This window comes from Rhizorhapis sp. SPR117, assembly GCF_021742065.1.
The window spans coordinates 15536-34155 of the sequence record NZ_JAKKIE010000019.1; the positions used below are offsets into that span (position 1 = coordinate 15536).

Consider the following 18620-nt stretch of genomic DNA (forward strand, 5'->3'; position numbering starts at 1 on the left):
CTACTGGAAGTTTAAGCCTGTACCAGCCATATGCGCTGCAATGCAGCATGATCGTCATATGCCTGTAAGCGGGACGAGCGGAAAAGATTTTCCGCTGCGATTTCCCGAATTCATCGCTCTGGTTGCGGCGCTTATGGCACTGAATGCGCTGTCGATCGATCCTATGCTGCCCGCGCTTCCGGCAATGGGCGAGGCATTGGGTATCGTTGAAGATAATCAGCGCCAATGGATTGTTAGCTCCTATTTTGCTGGACTAGGCATCGGATCGCTCTTTTATGGGTCTTTGTCCGACAATTTCGGGCGCAAGCCGGTGCTCCTCGTCAGCCTGTCGCTTTACCTTCTGGCCGGTGTGTTTTGCGCGCTGGCGCAAGATTTCACCGTGATGCTGACTGGCCGTGCCGCGCAGGGTTTTTTTGCCGCCGCGACGCGTGTCGTCGCCATCAGCATCGTGCGCGACCGCTTTGTCGGCGACCGCATGGCGAGCATCATGTCGACGGTGTTCATCGTTTTCATGATCGTGCCAATCCTGGCGCCGACCTTTGGCCAGCTCATCCTGTATGTAGCAAACTGGCGCTGGATTTTCATTGCGTTGTTGATAATCGGCGCGATTGTTATGGCGTGGACTGCACTGCGGCTGCCCGAAACGCTCACGCCGCAAAACCGGGTACATATCAACATTGGCGATATAACCACGACTTTCTGGACTATCATCACCAACCGCACGGCCTTCGGCTATATGATGGCGACCGGGATCGCCATGGGCGCTTTGATCGGCTTCATCACGTCGGTACAGCAGATATTTTTCGACATTTTTCATCTACCTGACGTATTTCCCTACGCATTTGCGGGCATTGCAGGCTTCATGGCGCTTGGAAGCTTTTGCAACAGTCGCCTTGTCGAACGTATCGGTGCGCGGCGCATGAGCCAGGGATCGCTGATGTTTTTTATCGCATTGTCCGCCGTGCACTCAGGCATCGCTCTGGCGGGCATGGAGACTGTCTGGAGCTTTGTGGTAATTCAGGCGCTGACGATGCTGAGCTTTGCGTTCACCGGTTCCAATTTCGGTTCGATTTCCATGGAGTCGTTCTCGCGCGGGGCTGGAGCGGCATCGTCGTTTCAGGCATGCCTTACCACCCTCATTTCGGCGATGATCGGCACCTTTATCGGATCGCAGTTCAACGGCACGACTGCGCCTTTGGCGCTTGGTTTCCTCTCCTGCGGCCTGCTTTCGCTGCTATGGGTGTTCTGGGCCGAGAGGGGCAGGTTGTTCACGCGCCCCCGGACGCCCAAAATACCGCAACCCTTGCGGTAATTATCCCAGACTTTTGCTGACCTGTTCGGTCACATCCTTTGACAGTCCCGGTGCGGCAAGAATCCGCTGAAGCTCAGCCCGCATCGCGGCTCCGCGTTGTTCACCAAAGCGGCGCCATCGTCCGAGCGGCGGGACCAGACGGGCCGCAGTCTGGGGATTCAATCTGTCCAGCGCGATAATCGCATCGGCCAGCAGCGTATAACCCTTGCCCGAATGATGGTGAAAGCCAAACTGATTTGCGGCAAAAGCGCCATAAAGCGCGCGGGCCCGATTGGGGTTGGCCAGCGTGAAGTCCCTGTGCGCAGCAAGCTCCATGACCTGTTCAACCGTGTCATTACGCGTGGCGAGAGCCTGCGTCTGAAACCATTTGTCGAGCACCAGCGCGTTATCGCGATAGCGGTTGTAGAAGATGTCGAGCGCAGCAATACGTTCGCTGCTTGACCCATTGGCAAGAACCGACAGCGCACCGTGCTGCTCGGTCATATTGTCGGCTTGCTTGAACTGAGTGAAAGCAAGCTTTGCAGCATCGGCTGAATCGGCCGCATTGATATAGGCAAGCGCTGTATTACGCAGCCGCCGTGCACCCTTGGCCGCAGGGGACAGGGAAAAACTGTTGGCGCTGGTCCGGCTGTGGACGTCTCGCCATTCCTTTTCCAGCCGCCGGGCAATTTTTGCACGCAGTTTTTCACGCACTGCGTGAATGCTCTGCGGATCGACGATATTCATCTGATCCCCCAGATAACTTTCACTGGGCAGCGTGACCGTATCGGCGATGAAGGCATCATCCAGGCCTGTATCTGACAATGTGCGGCGGATAGCTTCGATAATTGGCGTAGCGTCGGCGGCGCCGCCAGCGATGCTGGCCATAAGGACATTCACCATGAGTTGCTGCATCGCTTCGTATCGGGCGAATGGATCATCATCATGAGCCGACAGAAAAGCCAGGTCCTTCTGGCTGCGATTGGTGTCGACGATGACGGGCGCGGAAAAGCCGCGGTTGATGGACAGGACCGGCGGAGCGGGAAAGCCATTAAAATCGAATTGCTGTTTTTCTTGCGTCAGCATCAGCAACTCATCACCTTGATGCGTGCCCGTCGTTGAATCGAAAAGGGCCACACGCAAGGGAATGGTCACAGGCTTCTTGTTGGTTTGGCCGGGTGTCGGCGGAATATTCTGTTCCAGCGAAAGCGTCGCCTGACCGGTCGTGACGTCATGGGACAACAGCGCCTTGACACGCGGCGTGCCAGCTTGTTCGTACCACAGACGGAATTGTGAAAGGTCGATGCCGCCGCCGTCCTCCATCGCACGGACGAAATCCTCGCAGGTGACCGCCTGACCATCATGACGATCGAAATAAAGGTCGGCACCTTTACGGAATCGTTCGGGACCCAGCATCAGCGCCATCATGCGGATAAGCTCTGCTCCCTTGTTATAGATGGTCGCGGTATAGAAATTGGAGATTTCCATATAGGATTCGGGGCGGACCGGATGAGCAAGCGGGCCTCCATCCTCCGGAAACTGCGCGGCGCGGAGCACGCGGACGTCCTCAATGCGCTTGACTGCGGCTGAGCCCATGTCGGCGGAAAATTGCTGATCCCGAAAGACTGTGAAGCCTTCCTTCAACGATAATTGGAACCAGTCGCGACATGTGACGCGATTGCCCGACCAGTTGTGAAAATATTCGTGCGCAACCACGCCCTCCACCGCGTCATAATCGGCATCGGTTGCGGTTTCGGGATCAGCCAGGATGTACCGTGAATTGAATATGTTGAGACCCTTGTTCTCCATCGCGCCGAAGTTGAAGTCGGACACGGCGACGATGTTGAACACATCCAGGTCATATTCACGGCCATAGGTTTTTTCATCCCACGCCATGCTGTTTTTGAGCGCGGTCATGGCATGGCCTGTCCGTGGCAGGTCCTCCTCCCGTACCCAGATGCCAAGCGAAACCTTGCGGCCGGACATGGTGGTGAAGGTGTCCGTATTGACCTGTAAATTGCCTGCCACCATGGCGAACAGGTAGCAGGGTTTGGGGTAGGGATCGGTCCATTTGACCCAGTGCCGACCACCTTCCAGGTCGCCGCTGGCCACCGGGTCGCCATTGGTCAGCAGCACAGGGCAGTCTTTCCTGTCGGCTTCCATTCGGACGCTATAGCGGCTCAATATGTCAGGCCGGTCGGGGAAGAAGGTAATACGACGGAAACCCTCAGCCTCACATTGGGTGCAAAGCAGGCCGTCACTGGCATAAAGGCCCATAAGCTGCGTATTGGATTTGGGACAGATTTCAACCAACGTTTCAATTTCATGCCGGTCGCCGGGCAGGTCAATTACCAGCGCCCCTGCTTGCAATGTCCAGCCATCCTGATTGCGTTCTACGCCGTCAACCTTGACCACCAGAGGCACCAGTGCGTCGCCGTCAAGCTTTATGGGGCGCTGATGATCGCCATTGCGCACAACTGTCATGATGGCCCGAACGCGGGTCACGGCAGGATCAAGGGAGAAGTCCAGCGCGATTTGCGGCACCAACCAATCAGGCGCACGATAATCCGCGCGACGAATGACAGCGGGACTCGGGGCTTGCATGTGTTGTTTGTCGGCCATTATTTTTTCTACTTTGCCGCGTGCTTGCGCACAATGACCCAAGCGCGGCTTTTCTCCTCCAAATCATGGAAAAATCGCGGTAGAGGGGCTTCGATGTCACATATGATGATCTTTGGCCTGGGTTACACCAGTGGCCGATTGGCTGAGCGCTTGCGTTCCATGGGCTGGAAGGTCACTGGAACGCGGCGCTGCGCTGATGGCAGCGCTATCGCCTCTGATGATGAGCCAACAGTGGCCGCGGCACTATATAGAGCGACGCACATCCTTTCTTCGGTGCCGCCGGTTGGAAGCGAGGACCCCGTACTGTCTCACTATGGCGCTGCCATTGCTGCCGCGCCCGCAATCTGGACCGGCTATCTTTCTTCGACAGGGGTCTATGGGGATACGGGAGGGGCGTGGGTGGATGAAACCGCGCCGATTGGCAGCGGACGGCGAAGCGCGCGATCAGACGCTGATCTGGCATGGCAGGCTTTGCGTGATGATGTTCACGTCTTTCGCTTGCCCGGTATCTATGGACCCGGACGCAGCGTGCTTGATCGCATTCAGCAGGGCAAAGCGCATCGCATCGATCTTCCCGGTCAGGTATTCAGCCGCGTGCATGTCGAGGATATCGTTTCAGGCGTAATCGCAGGATTGAAAGGACCAGCGGGGGTATACAATCTGGCCGATGATCTGCCTGCCAGCCAGAACGCGGTTATTGCACATGGTTGCGACCTGCTGGGCCAGCCTCTGCCGCCGTTGTTGTCACTTCAGGAAGCAGGGCTTTCCACCGCAGCCCTTGGCTTTTATGCTGAAAACCGGCGCATCGCCAATGGCAAAGCCAAGCGCGTACTTGGTTGGCGACCGCGATTTTCGACCTACAAAAGCGGTCTTGCCAACCTTGCCCGCAGTGCGACGACCAAGCCAACCATCGACAATCCAACGGATCGCGGATGACGAACCATGTTGATCCGCAGAAAAGTCGCGCGCCGCAACTATCGCTATGCGCGCAAGCCCAGAAAATGCGGCGCTTTGTTCAGCCGTCTGAGTAAACAGCGTTCGACAATGAGTGTGAGCGCAAGGCTGATGCCAAAAAGCGGCACCAAAAAACCAAGGCCAATGACTACCGAAACCAGCAGCCAGCTATGCCGAATAACACCCTGCGGCGGCGGGGCGCCCAGACTACCGCCCGGGCGGCGCTTCCACCACATGATCACGCTGGACACAGCAAGCAGGAAGAGCCCTGATACGGTTGCCAACCCGGCAAGCTGATTTGCAAGACCAAAATACGCGCCTTCATGCAGGGCGATGCCATAGCCCACGACCCGATCGATGAACGGGCGCTGGTTGAAATCCTCCCTGCTGAAAATCGTGCCGGTGCGACCGTCCATTTCTATGGTGGTGCGCAATGGGCGGTTAGGGGCGTTGGATTTGACCGTCCAGATGCCTTCGATCGTGCTCGGCGGCGAAATTTCGACGGGGCCGGCCAGATGTAAAGCCTTGGTGCGGGGAACCAGAATATCGAGCGCGCCCAATGAATCGGCCATATGGGGCATAGTCATTCCGCCGTGCTCGCTATGTTCGATCATGGCCCGGGCGCCTGCATCCAACCTTGCTGTTGCCTGGGCATCGGCCTCGCTGCCTGCCGACCAATCCTGTTCGGCAACGGTCGTGGCGGCAATTGATCGGACTGTACCGAGATAGTCGCCCCAATTTTTTGCCCAGGGCAGGCCGCTGAGTATCAAAAATATGGCGAAAAACGACACCCAGACGCCTGTTACCGCATGCAGATCACGCCACAGGACACGTTTACCCGCTCGCAGGCGGGGATAGAGCGTTCCGGCCAAGCCCGACCCGCCACGCGGCCACCAGAGGAACAGACCGGTGAGAATCATGATGATAGCCCAGCTCGCAGCCAGCTCAACCAGCGCCGATCCCCATCGTCCAGCCATCAATTCGCCATGCAGGCGAAATATCTGGCGCAGGAATTGATCCTCCTCCCCCACCGTCCTGAGCACTTCCAGTGACTGCGGGTTCAGATAAGCCCGTGTTTCGCGGCTGCCGACACCAACGATGATCTGGGTTGCGTCGGTAGTCCGTTCGGACAGCACGTAGCGGTGCAACACCGATCCCGGCACGGCATCGACCGCTGCCTGCGCTTGTACCGAGGGCGGAGCGAGCGGGCCGCTATAGGCAAGGCCTGTATAGGGGCGGTCGATCAGTGCCTGAATTTGTGGCTTGAACAGATAAATGCCGCCCGTCACGGACAGCCAAAGAATGAATGGCACGCAGAACAGCCCGGCATAAAAATGCCAGCGCCAGACGGTTCGGTACAGGGACTCCGGTCTGCTGGTGATGGCCGTCATGGTCAAAGCCTCCAGCCCGCTTCAATCAGGAATGTACGCTGCGGATAGGGGTGATAGACCCAGGCGCGGTCGTTGGTGATGTTGTCGACCCCGGCGGACAATGTGACGTTGCTGCTCACATCCCATGCCACACGCGCGTCGAGCGCAAAGAATTCCGACGCATAGCCATAGGTGTCGCCGCGCTGCAATCCATTGAGGTCGCTATTGGGCCGCGAAGCATAGCGTATGCCAAGGCTGGTCAATATCGCAGGCGTCACATGATAACGAACATTACCGCTCAACCGCCAGCGTGGAATGCGCGGGAACTGATGCCCTTCCGTCGTCGGATCGGCATCGTTGCGTGTGACGGTGCTGTCGATCCAGGCGAGATTGCCGTCCATATTCATGCCCGCGATTGGCCAGTCCTTCGCCTCGGCAATCAGTTCCGCGCCATATTGGCGGGTGCGGTCGATGTTGAAGTTGCGGGTAAAAGTTGCGCCACTGTTGAGCAGCCCGGTAAAGCGAAACAGTGCGTCCTTCACATGCTGATAAAACAGGCTGCCGGTGATCGCTACCTTGCCCGCGTCATGGCGGATGATGAAGTTGGCGTCATGGCTCCTTTCCGGCTTCAGATCAGGATCGAAGCTGTCCGGATCGAACTGGCCATCGCCGGTCAGGCTGCCCTGAAACAGTTCGCCCACAGTCGGGAAACGGGTGGCCATCGCGAGGCTCAATTGTGCATTCCAATCCGGCGCGGCCGCCCAAGCCAGTGAGAGGGTGGGACTGATGACGCTGTCGCTGCGGCTGGCATAGGTGCTGGCGGCGCGAGAGCTGCCCATCATCTGCTCCATGCCGCCGCCGAATGCGCGCCAGAAATCGGCGCGAATTCCTGCCGTCAGTGACAGGCTGTCGGTGAACGCAATCTCATCCTCCGCGAACAAGCCGATCTGGCGGCTCTTGCCAAAGGCTCTGTTCTGAAAGATCTGACCCGTTGCGGCGCGCCAACTGGTCGTGGCATATTGCGATTGGTCGGTTTCATAGAGGTTGGCGTTGATGCCGAGGGCAAGATGATTGCGCCCCACATCGCCGGTCAGCAGCAGGTCACCCGTGTACCAGCCGGTCGGCCCGGCGAGCGTCAGCGTGCCCGCTCCCTCCGTCTTGCCATTCGTATAGCCGTTGGACGTGCGCACGCGCTGGCTGTCGGTGCGGATGGTGGACAGGTTCAACCGGACATTCCAGTTCCTGTCCAGACCCGCTTCCGCGCTGAATCCGCCCAGCCATTCGCGTTTGTCGCGAATGGTGAGGTTGGACCCATTGGCGATATAGGCTGTGCCGTCATACAGCACCTTTACCGAACCGCCAGCACCACCGAAGACGGGATCACCATTCATGCCACGCAAATAGGTGGATGGATGGGTCTCATCCTCTGTGTTCCACCAATAGGTGAAGAGCCAGGACAGCTTGATCGTGCCGGTATCGGCAATCAGCTTTGCCCGGACCTGATCCTGTGTCGTATCGACGGCGGAATAATCGCCGAAATAAAGCGGCAGAGACGGATTTTTCGTATCCGCAACAGCGCCCGTCACTGGAATGGCGCCAGTCGCATTGCCGGCGCTTGTCAGCGCGTAGAATTGCTGAGGTTGGCCCTGATTTTTCAGACGTCTGGCCGATATGCGGAACGCCAGCGGTCCATCCTTCTGCTTCAGGCCGAAGCCGCCCTCTGCCGACCAGCCATAAAGCTCCTCATCCGTGCCATATTGCCGGTAGTTCTGGTAGATGCCTTGTACCTTGCCGAATGCTTCGGCGTCTTCGGGGTCGCGGGTGGTGATGTTGACGATGCCACCCATCGAATTGCCGGGATAGCGCGCGCTATATGGGCCATAGACAATATCGAACTGCTTGACCTCACCGGGGCCGATAATACCCCATTTGGGCGGGAAGTTGTAACTGTTGCCCAGAAAGTTCGAGATGTTGAAACCGTCCACCATGACAAGACTGCGCGCAGATTGCGTGCTGTGGGTGCCGCGGAAACCGGACACCGCATTATTGTCGCCAATGAAGCGCTTGCGGACGAAAAAGTCCGGCGCGTATTTCATCAAATCCTCGACATTATAGGCGTTGATGCCGTCGAATTGCTCCTTGCCCAGGCTGACGGACAGGCCGCGTGGTTCGATGGTCATCGGCGCTTCCTGTTGGCCAACGACCAGGATGGAGGCATGAGGCGCGCCGTCATCAGCAGATGCGGCGTCTTCGGCAAAGGCGGGATGCGCAGCAACAAGCGCCACGGCGAGCGCGATAAGGGACGATTTCATGGGTAGTGGATTTCCGTTTACTGAAGGTCAGTCTGCCGCTGATGACAGCGGGCAGGAGCGCAGGATCAATCCTGCACAGACAAGCAGCGAACGATAATGAGGGCGTCCGCCGCGCGAGCAATCAGCTCAGCGCGGGTGGTCCTTGCGAGGGCGGCGGCGGCGCAGCAAGGCGATGGACCGTAAAGTCAGCAAGGGCTGCGCCCGGCGCGGCTGGCACGGCCATGACCGTCGACAAAAGCAGATATGGCAAAGAGGCAGCCAGCAACCCCCCGCCCAGACCGGTCGCAAAGGTACAGGGGTGGGAATTCTGGTCCTGATGCTGGGCTGGGGCCTTCTTGCCGAGATCGACTGTCAGTTCGACAGGGCCCTGTCCGGTACACAGGAAAATGACCACGCCATGCGCCGACGCGGTGGGCATGTATCCGGTCGGGATCAGAATCCGCACCGACAGGGCGAACAATAATGCGGCGGCAAATATGCCGCGCCCCATTGCCGATTGCCTGAGCCACTCCGTCATGGGAAGCGCCTCTACCGTCTACAATGATGCTTGTCACCCGGCTTGTTTTGAATTTTGATGGCTCAGGCTGACTGAGCCGTCACTGCCTCGCGTCGGCGAAAATCTTCAGCGCTTCAAAAACAACAGCCGCATGCTCTTTCCGGCAGATAAGCAGGTCGGGCATATAAGTGTCTTGCCGGTTGTAGAGGAGCGGCGATCCATCGATGCGCGAGCAGTGGAGGCCATGGGCGTGCGCGACGGCGACGGGCGCGCAACTATCCCATTCATACTGGCCACCCGAATGGAGATAGATATCAGCCTCGCCGCGCACGATGGCCATGGCCTTTGCACCGGCCGATCCCATGGGGAGAAGTTCGGCGCCGATAGTTTTGGCGACCGCAACAGCCTCGGCTGCGGGGCGGGTGCGGCTGACAACCATCTTGAGCGGGGCTTTTGGTGGCGGCACGGCAGCGGGTTGGTCAGAACGCAGGGTCAAGTTCATGCCAGGCAGCGCAACCGCGCCGATAGTAGCGATACCATCGATGGCCAATGCCACATGCACGGCCCAGTCGGCGCGTTCTTCGCCATATTCGCGGGTGCCATCGACCGGGTCGATGATCCAGACGCGGGACTTGGCGAGGCGGCTGCCGTCACACTGGCTTTCTTCGGATAGCAGGCCATCGTCCGGGCGCTGCTCCTTTATGGCGTGAACAAGAAACTGGTTGGCGGTCTGGTCGCCCGCCTTGCCCAGCGCCTTGCTCGAAAGGAGGCCCGACCGGCGAACGGCCAGCAGGATTTCGCCAGCTGATGTCGCCAGTTGTGCCGCAAGCTGCGCGTCCGCACCAAGATCCGCGCTCAAAGTTCAGGACTCCACTCGCCGAGGATGTGTTCGACGATCAGGTCGGCGGCCTCTTCTGCGCTCATTGTGGTGGTATTGACCCGGATTTCGGGCTTTTCGGGCGCTTCATAGGGGCTATCGATGCCGGTGAAGTGCTTGAGCTGTCCGGCACGCGCTTTTTTATAGAGGCCTTTGACGTCTCGCTGTTCCGCAATCTCCAGCGGCGTATCGACATGGATCTCGAAAAACTCGCCTGGTGCTATCATTTGCCTCACCATCTCCCGCTCTGCACGGAAGGGCGAGATGAAGGCGGTGATAACGATCAGGCCCGCATCGGTCATCAGCTTGGCAACCTCGCCCACGCGGCGGATATTTTCTACCCGGTCGGCATCGGTAAAGCCCAGATCGCGGTTCAGTCCATGGCGAACATTGTCACCATCAAGCAGGAAGGTATGGCGATTCATCCGCGCCAGCTTCTTTTCCACGATGTTGGCAATGGTCGACTTGCCCGCGCCCGACAGCCCGGTCAGCCAGAGCACGGCGGGCTTCTGGTTCTTCAGCCGCGCATGGAAGCTGCGATCCAGATCGAGCGCCTGCCAGTGAATGTTCTGCGAACGGCGCAGGGCAAAATGGATCATGCCCGCCGCAACCGTGCGGTTGGTTATCCGGTCGATAAGGATGAAGCCGCCAAGGTCGGGGTTATCGGCATAGGCCTCAAACGGCAGGGCGCGATCGAGTGAGATGTTGACGACGCCAATCACGTTCAATGCCAGCGTGTCCGACGCCTCATGCGCCATGGTGTTGATGCAGACTTCGTATTTGGGTTTGGTAATCGCGGCCGTGACCGTCGATGTACCCATTTTCAGAAGATAGGGCCGTCCGGGCAGCATTTCATGTTCATCCATCCACACCAATGTCGCCTCGAACTGGTCGGCGACTTCGGTGGGCGCGTCGGATGCCGTTATGACGTCGCCGCGCGAACAGTCGATCTCATCCTTGAAGGTCAGCGTGACCGATTGGCCCGCTACTGCCTGTTCCAGCTCGCCATCAAAGGTGACGATGGACTTGATCGTGCTGGTCTTGCCCGACGGCAGCACGCGAATTGCGTCGCCCGGTTTGATGGTGCCTGACCCGATCAGCCCGGAAAAGCCACGAAAGTCGAGATTGGGGCGATTGACCCATTGCACGGCCATGCGGAACGGCCGCTGCGCCATGCGCTCGCTGTCGAGTTCCACCGTTTCCAGATGATCCAGCAAGGCGGGGCCTTTATACCAGGGCGTATTTTGGCTTTTCGCCGTGATATTGTCGCCTTTGAGGCCCGAAATCGGAATGGCAAGAAAGCTTTCGATGCCGATGCTGTCGGCGAACGCCTTGTACTGCGCAACGATTTCGTCGAAGCGTTCCTGACTATAATCGACAAGATCCATCTTGTTGATCGCCAGTACCACATTGCGAATACCGATCAGGTTGACGAGATAGCTGTGTCGACGGGTCTGTGTAAGCACCCCCTGCCGCGCATCGATCAGGATGACGGCAAGGTCCGCGGTCGATGCGCCGGTCACCATGTTACGGGTATATTGTTCATGCCCCGGCGTGTCGGCGACGATGAACTTGCGCTTTTCGGTGGCAAAAAAGCGATAGGCGACATCGATGGTGATGCCCTGTTCGCGCTCGGCGGCAAGGCCATCGACCAGAAGGGCAAAATCGATCTCCTGCCCCTGCGTCCCCATGCGCTTGCTGTCCGCTTCGAGTGTCGCCAGTTGATCCTCAAAGATCATCTTGCTGTCGTAGAGCAGGCGGCCGATCAGCGTCGACTTGCCATCGTCCACGCTGCCGCAGGTGATGAAACGCAGCAGCGACTTGTGCTGATGCACCTCCAGATAGGCATCGATGTCCGATGCGATCAGCGCGTCGGCCTGATAGGCATTGTCTGTGAGGGCTTCGGTCATCAGAAATACCCCTCCTGCTTCTTCTTCTCCATGCTGGCTGCCTGATCATGATCGATAGCGCGGCCTTGCCGTTCCGACGTCGTGGTCAGCAGCATCTCCTGAATTACCTGCGGTAAAGTGGCGGCTTCGCTCTCTACGGCGCCGGTCAGGGGATAGCAGCCCAATGTGCGGAACCGGATCGAGCGTTCCACCGGAACCTCGCCTTCCTTCAACGGAAAGCGGTCGTCATCGACCATTAGCAACAGTCCATCGCGCTCTACTGTCGGGCGCGGCGCGCTGAAATAGAGGGGCACGATCTCGATGCCCTCCAGATGGATATATTGCCAGATGTCCAGCTCGGTCCAGTTGCTGATCGGGAAGACGCGCATTGATTCCCCCTTGGCCTTGCGCGCATTATATAGCCGCCACAGTTCGGGCCGCTGCTGCTTGGGGTCCCAACGGTGATTGGCCGAGCGAAAGGAAAAGACGCGCTCCTTGGCTCTCGACTTTTCCTCATCGCGTCGCGCCCCGCCAAAGGCCGCGTCAAAGCCGTATTTGTCGAGCGCCTGCTTCAGCCCTTCGGTCTTCCACATATCGGTGTGCAGACTGCCATGGTCGAACGGGTTGATCCCCTTTTCCAGCGCCTCGGGGTTTTTATAAACCAGCAGTTCCATCCTGGCATCCGCCGCCGCCTTGTCGCGCAGATCATACATCGCGCGAAACTTCCATGTGGTATCGACATGCAGTAACGGAAATGGCGGGGGCGAAGGATAAAAGGCCTTCTTTGCCAGATGCAGCATGACGGCGCTGTCTTTTCCCACCGAATACAGCATCACAGGCTTTTCAGCCTCTGAAACAACCTCGCGCATGATATGAATGCTCTCGGCCTCAAGCCGCTGGAGATGGGTTAGACTGCTTGCCGTCATCGTACCTTCTTCATCATTGCCGGCCATCAGGATCAAATGGCCGAGCATGTGCAGGGCATTACCATTGCCCTTCGTCGGCATTCTAACAAGAAAAACTATTCGCCGCCCTCGTAACCCTAAGGCAGTACTGCCAATGCGACCAAGCGAACCAATGGAACCAATAACGCTCCGTTGGGGCCAACATAGATTTCAAGTGGCTTTGTATTTCTGTCGTTCTGTTGCGGTTCAAGCCGCCGTCGTCATTTTGAAAATGCCTTGCGCATTTCCACTGTCAAAACCCAGGTCAAGCCTGTCTTGGCCGCTTGCAGCGTCGCATATGCGATCTCGCTGGATGAATTCGAAAAAAGAACCGGGGACTTGTCGCGGAATTTCCCTGCCTTGCGCGTCAATGAAAATTCGTTCGACCGGGTCGGCCCTGAACGCCGTTTGCCGGACACTGCCTGACCGCGATACTTCGATCTTGTCCTTGAGCGGGCGGTTGAGGCTGCGCTGCTCGCTCACCAGTGCTTCCAATGAGGCGACGCGGTCCGTGGCATGATTGAAGGCATTCCCTTCCGTAGCAATCCAGGCCATTTCGGCGGACTCGGCGCGTACACATTCATAATCGGCCAAACTCGGGTGTGGGTGCTGACGCATGAAACAGGCCGTGAGTTTGGGCAGCAGTCGCGCAGCGTCCGATACCAAAAGCTTTGCATCCGCGGACAGGCGATCCAGCAATCGCATGTCGGCGGCATCGAGGGGATCGAGCGAATTTTCTGTAAGGCGCGCCACTGCGGCCTGGAAGGAAGTCGAAAAACGTGCGGGGTGCAGTTCACTCACAAAGAATTGCGGCACGTTTTCGGGAAAATCCACATGCGTATACGATCTGCCTGTCATCTTCAGAGCGTCGAGCGGATAAAGTCCGGTTTGACGATAGCCCAGAGGTTCCAGAATGCGTGTGATCGCCCGTTCACCGGCAGGAAGGGTTCCCATGCCCATAAGGTCGACCGTGCGCAGGGCGCCGTGGTCGAAAGTCATCTGCCGTCCGGCTGCGGCGAGTTCCCTCATATATTGGCGGCCGGTGGGCACGCGGCCCAGCAAATCCGCTAGCAGATATAGATTTAACGCCATGGCCATAACGGCGCGGGATGCGGTGTTGCCAATTTCTGCCTTCAGCGCCGGGTGAATATGCACCGCGCCAGTCAGCCATGGCGGCGGACGGATATCACGCTCGCTTTGCAGAAGTCGCAGCAACACCGATTCGTGCGCCTGTGTCATGTTTTTATCCCGAACTCTGATTCTTTGCCTGATTTAACAGCGCTGGTGCTTCATTGGATCAAGGACATAATACAATTGTATAACAAGAAAATCGATATGGTTTCGTCATGTTCCGGCGGTTTGCGGCAAAAGGTGAAATCGCCACTTCACAAAATCCAACAGGCCGCCTATATAGGCCGTTCGAGTTTTCCGGCTTCATCCCGTCATCCCAGATGACCGAAGCCGCTCTCGCTCCTTCGGGACACGGTCCGCTTTTGCGCTTCGGACCGCGACGAATTGGAGGATGCGGGGGTTTTACCAGACGCAGACAGTGCGGTTCCGACAGCCCGGACCCGCACTTTTTTTCGTGGCATGGGTCCCGCGAATCGGCTGCAATCCCGCTGCAAGGCGGAAAAAATGTTTGTAAAAACAAGGCAGGATAAAGCATGGCGACCAAGGCAGTCCCCCCGACACATCATAATTCGGGCGCAAAAAAGCGCATCCGCAAGGTTTTCGGCAATATCCACGAAGTCGTGCAGATGCCGAACCTGATTGAGGTGCAGCGCGAATCCTATGAACAGTTTCTGCGCTCCAACCCGGCGATCGGTTATGTATCGGGCCTGGAAAAGACGTTGCGCAGCGTGTTCCCGATCCGCGATTTTGCCGGCACTGCCGAAATGGATTTCGTCCAGTATGTGCTGGAAGATCCGAAATACGATACCGAGGAATGCCGTCAGCGGGGCATCACCTATGCCGCGCCGATGCGCGTGACGCTGCGCCTCATCGTGTTCGAAGTCGATCAGGACACCGAGAGCCGCTCTGTCCTCGATATCAAGGAGCAGGACGTGTACATGGGCGACATGCCGCTCATGACGGGGAACGGCACCTTCATCATCAACGGTACTGAGCGCGTGATCGTGTCGCAGATGCACCGTTCGCCGGGTGTGTTGTTCGACCATGATCGCGGCAAGACGCACAGTTCAGGCAAATATCTGTTTGCTGCGCGCGTCATTCCCTATCGCGGTTCATGGCTGGATTTCGAATTCGACGCCAAGGACATCGTAAATGTTCGCATCGACCGCAAGCGCAAGCTGCCGGTCACAGCGCTGCTGCATGCGCTCGGCTTGAGCGGCGAAGAAATTCTCAACACTTTCTATAACACAGTCACCTTCGTGCGTGGCGATGGCGGTTGGAAAATTCCCTTTGCCGCCGAAAACTGGCGCGGGCAAAGGCCGACCTTTGACATCATCGATGGCGGTTCGGGCGAAGTGATTTTCCCGGCGGGCCAGAAAATTTCCCCTCGCGCCGCGAACAAGGCTGCAAAGGATGGTCTCACCGATCTGTTGATCCCGACCGAGGAAATCTTTGGCCGCTATTCCGCCTTCGACCTTATCAATGAAAAGACAGGCGAAATCTATATCGAGGCTGGCGACGAAGTTTCGACCGAAAATCTCGAAAAGCTGGACAAGGCGGGCATAGACCGTCTGGAACTGCTTGATATCGATCATGTCGCCACTGGACCGTGGATCCGCAATACGTTGAAGGCCGACAAGGCGGAGGACCGCGATCATGCGCTCTCCGATATCTATCGCGTCATGCGTCCCGGTGAACCGCCGACACGCGAAACCGCCGAAGCGCTGTTTGAAGGCCTGTTCTTCGACCCTGAGCGTTATGACCTGTCCGCCGTGGGCCGCGTCAAATTGAACATGCGCCTCGAACTCGACTGTGAGGATACGGTCACCACGTTGCGCCGCGAAGACATTATCGCGGTCGTCAAGGAATTGGTGAACCTGAAGGACGGCAAGGGCGAAATCGACGACATCGACAATCTCGGCAACCGCCGGGTGCGTTCGGTCGGCGAATTGCTGGAGAATCAGTATCGCGTCGGCCTGCTCCGCATGGAACGCGCAGTCAAGGAGCGTATGTCGAGCGTTGACGTTTCGACCGTGATGCCCAACGACCTTATCAACGCGAAGCCCGCCGTGGCGGCAGTGCGTGAGTTCTTTGGTTCGTCGCAGCTTTCGCAGTTCATGGATCAGACTAATCCGCTGTCGGAAGTCACTCACAAGCGCCGTGTGTCGGCGCTTGGCCCCGGCGGCCTGACGCGTGAGCGTGCGGGTTTTGAGGTCCGCGACGTTCACCCGACCCACTATGGCCGTATCTGCCCGATTGAAACGCCTGAAGGCCCGAATATCGGCCTGATCAACTCGCTGGCTTCGTTCAGCCGGGTCAATAAATATGGCTTCATCGAGACGCCCTATCGCAAGGTCATTGACCATAAGGTGACCAGCGAGGTGGTCTATCTGTCCGCCATGGAAGAGGCCAAGCACACGATCGCGCAGGCAAACGCCGAACTGGATGCCAATAACGGTTTTGCAGAGGAAATCGTATCTTCTCGGCAGGCAGGCGAATTCCTGATGGCGCCGCGCGATACCATCACACTTATGGACGTCAGCCCCAAGCAGCTTGTGTCTGTTGCGGCATCGCTCATTCCATTCCTGGAAAACGATGACGCCAACCGCGCGCTCATGGGATCGAACATGCAGCGTCAGGCCGTGCCTCTGGTGTCTGCCGAAGCGCCATTTGTCGGCACGGGCATGGAAGAAACGGTTGCTCGGGATTCCGGCGCAGCCATCGCCGCCAAGCGGGCGGGCATAGTCGATCAGGTCGATGCGACCCGTATCGTTATTCGCGCCACAGAGGAAATCGCGCCGGGTCAGTCGGGCGTCGACATCTATACGTTGATGAAGTTCCAGCGATCGAACCAGGACACCTGCATCAACCAGCGTCCGCTGGTGAAGGTGGGTGAGGCCATTGCCAAGGGCGATGTGATCGCCGACGGTCCTTCGACGGAACTGGGCGAACTGGCGTTGGGCCGCAATACGCTCGTCGCGTTCATGCCGTGGAATGGCTACAACTATGAAGACTCCATCCTGATCTCCGAACGGATTGTGAAGGATGACGTCTTCACCTCGATCCATATCGAGGAATTTGAGGTGATGGCCCGCGACACCAAACTGGGTCCGGAAGACATCACCCGCGACATTCCAAACGTCGGTGAGGAGGCGCTGCGTAGCCTCGACGAAGCAGGTATTGTCTATATCGGCGCCGAAGTGGAGCCGGGCGACATTCTGGTCGGCAAGATCACACCCAAGGGCGAAAGCCCTATGACGCCGGAAGAGAAGCTGCTCCGTGCCATCTTTGGCGAAAAGGCCAGCGATGTGCGCGATACGTCGCTTCGCCTGCCGCCCGGTGTTGCAGGGACTGTCGTTGAAGTGCGCGTGTTCAATCGCCACGGCATCGACAAGGATGAACGCGCGATGGCGATCGAGCGGGAAGAAATCGATCGTCTCGCCAAGGATCGTGAAGACGAACGGGGCATTCTCAACCGTGCGACCTTTAACCGTCTGAAGGACATGCTGCTCGGCCAGGTTGCGGCTGCTGCGCCCAAAGGCATCAAAAAGGGCGTAGAGATAACCGAAGAACTGCTCGATGAAGCCGAGCATTATGAATGGTGGAAATTTGCGGTGGCCGACGACACCATCCAGACCCATCTGGAAGCGGTCAAGGCGCAATATGACGAAGCGGTCAAGTTGATCGTCGACAAGTTCGAGGATCGCCGCGACAAGCTGGAACGCGGTGATGAACTGCCGCCGGGTGTGCTGAAAATGGTCAAGGTGTTCGTCGCGGTGAAGCGCAAGCTGCAACCGGGCGACAAGATGGCCGGTCGTCACGGCAACAAGGGAGTCATCTCCCGCATATTGCCGCAGGAAGACATGCCGTTCCTGGCCGATGGCACTGCTGTCGACATCGTACTCAACCCGCTGGGTGTGCCGAGCCGCATGAACGTTGGGCAAATCTTTGAGACGCATCTGGGCTGGGCTGCCCGCGGCTTGGGCCACCAGATCAAGGAAGCCCTTGAGGCATGGCGCGACGCCAATCCCGATCCGCAGGCGGCAGCCCCGCCTGAAGCGGTTCGTGACAGGCTCAAGACCGTCTATGGTGCTGGCTATCATGAGGAAATCGGGGCGCGTTCCGACGATCAGATTGTCGAAATGGCATCGTTGCTGACCACAGGCGTGCCGATGGCGACGCCCGTGTTCGATGGTGCGCGTGAAGCCGATGTGGCCGATATGCTTGAGCTGGCCGGTCTCGATAAATCGGGTCAGGTCGATCTGTTCGACGGCCGCACTGGCGACAGGTTCGACCGCAAGGTGACCGTGGGCTACATCTATATGTTGAAGCTCCATCACCTTGTCGATGACAAGATCCATGCCCGTTCCATCGGTCCCTATTCGCTCGTCACCCAGCAACCGCTGGGCGGCAAGGCACAGTTCGGCGGCCAGCGCTTTGGTGAAATGGAGGTCTGGGCGCTGCAAGCCTATGGCGCTGCATACACATTGCAGGAAATGCTGACCGTGAAGTCGGATGACGTGATCGGCCGCACCAAGGTCTATGAAGCGATCGTCAAGGGCGACGACACATTCGAAGCCGGCATTCCGGAGAGCTTCAACGTTCTCGTCAAGGAGATGCGCAGCCTTGGCCTTAATGTCGAACTGGCGGCGTTTGATGCGATCGCCGACGATGAAGAGGCCGAAGCAGCCGAGTGATAGGCCTCCCCTCCCGCTTGCGGGAGGGGTTGGACGG

The 18620-nt window shown here is 58.1% G+C and carries 11 protein-coding genes; 3 read left to right on the top strand and 8 right to left on the bottom strand.

All coding sequences use genetic code 11. From position 1 onward, the window contains the following. Positions 1 to 40 precede the first annotated feature (40 nt). The gene (locus L3X40_RS09235) at positions 41 to 1312 is read left to right on the top strand and encodes a multidrug effflux MFS transporter (protein WP_237365356.1); all 1272 of its coding nucleotides are present in this window, start codon (positions 41 to 43) and stop codon (positions 1310 to 1312) included. On the opposite strand, the gene pepN is transcribed toward L3X40_RS09235, so the two are convergent. Next, complete coding sequence (gene pepN, locus L3X40_RS09240) at positions 1313 to 3913, bottom strand: aminopeptidase N (protein ID WP_237365357.1); 2601 nt, start codon at positions 3911 to 3913, stop codon at positions 1313 to 1315. It abuts the gene before it with no gap. Between the two features lie 93 nt (positions 3914 to 4006). Here pepN and L3X40_RS09245 point away from each other — a divergent pair, with 93 nt between their 5' ends. Continuing rightward, positions 4007 to 4849 carry an SDR family NAD(P)-dependent oxidoreductase gene (locus tag L3X40_RS09245; protein ID WP_237365358.1) on the top strand — a complete coding sequence of 281 codons (843 nt, stop codon included), beginning with the start codon at positions 4007 to 4009 and terminating at the stop codon, positions 4847 to 4849. Positions 4850 to 4893: 44 nt separating this feature from the next. Here L3X40_RS09245 and L3X40_RS09250 read toward each other — a convergent pair whose 3' ends face one another. From L3X40_RS09250 to L3X40_RS09280, 7 genes are all read right to left on the bottom strand, one after another. After that, complete coding sequence (locus L3X40_RS09250; RefSeq protein WP_237365359.1) at positions 4894 to 6258, bottom strand: PepSY-associated TM helix domain-containing protein; 1365 nt, start codon at positions 6256 to 6258, stop codon at positions 4894 to 4896. A 2-nt stretch (positions 6259 to 6260) separates the two neighbouring features. Beyond that, positions 6261 to 8549, bottom strand: a complete 2289-nt coding sequence (locus tag L3X40_RS09255; protein ID WP_237365360.1) for a TonB-dependent receptor — start codon at positions 8547 to 8549, stop codon at positions 6261 to 6263. A 121-nt stretch (positions 8550 to 8670) separates the two neighbouring features. Beyond that, positions 8671 to 9066, bottom strand: coding sequence for a hypothetical protein (locus L3X40_RS09260; RefSeq protein WP_237365361.1), 396 nt, complete (start codon positions 9064 to 9066; stop codon positions 8671 to 8673). A 79-nt stretch (positions 9067 to 9145) separates the two neighbouring features. After that, positions 9146 to 9904 carry a 3'(2'),5'-bisphosphate nucleotidase CysQ gene (locus tag L3X40_RS09265; protein WP_237365362.1) on the bottom strand — a complete coding sequence of 253 codons (759 nt, stop codon included), beginning with the start codon at positions 9902 to 9904 and terminating at the stop codon, positions 9146 to 9148. Next, a complete protein-coding gene (gene cysN / locus L3X40_RS09270; protein WP_237365363.1) occupies positions 9901 to 11832 on the bottom strand; it encodes a sulfate adenylyltransferase subunit CysN in 1932 nt (643 codons plus the stop codon). The genes L3X40_RS09265 and cysN overlap by 4 nt, the downstream gene beginning before the upstream one ends. Further along, positions 11832 to 12737, bottom strand: coding sequence for a sulfate adenylyltransferase subunit CysD (cysD, locus tag L3X40_RS09275; protein WP_237365400.1), 906 nt, complete (start codon positions 12735 to 12737; stop codon positions 11832 to 11834). The genes cysN and cysD overlap by 1 nt, the downstream gene beginning before the upstream one ends. Before the next feature lie 225 nt (positions 12738 to 12962). Beyond that, positions 12963 to 13994 carry a 2-oxoadipate dioxygenase/decarboxylase family protein gene (locus L3X40_RS09280; RefSeq protein ID WP_237365364.1) on the bottom strand — a complete coding sequence of 344 codons (1032 nt, stop codon included), beginning with the start codon at positions 13992 to 13994 and terminating at the stop codon, positions 12963 to 12965. Positions 13995 to 14419: 425 nt separating this feature from the next. On the opposite strand from L3X40_RS09280, the gene rpoB reads away from it, so the two are divergent. After that, positions 14420 to 18583: a DNA-directed RNA polymerase subunit beta gene (rpoB, locus tag L3X40_RS09285; protein ID WP_237365365.1), complete on the top strand. Its 4164-nt coding sequence runs from the start codon at positions 14420 to 14422 to the stop codon at positions 18581 to 18583. Positions 18584 to 18620 lie beyond the last annotated feature (37 nt).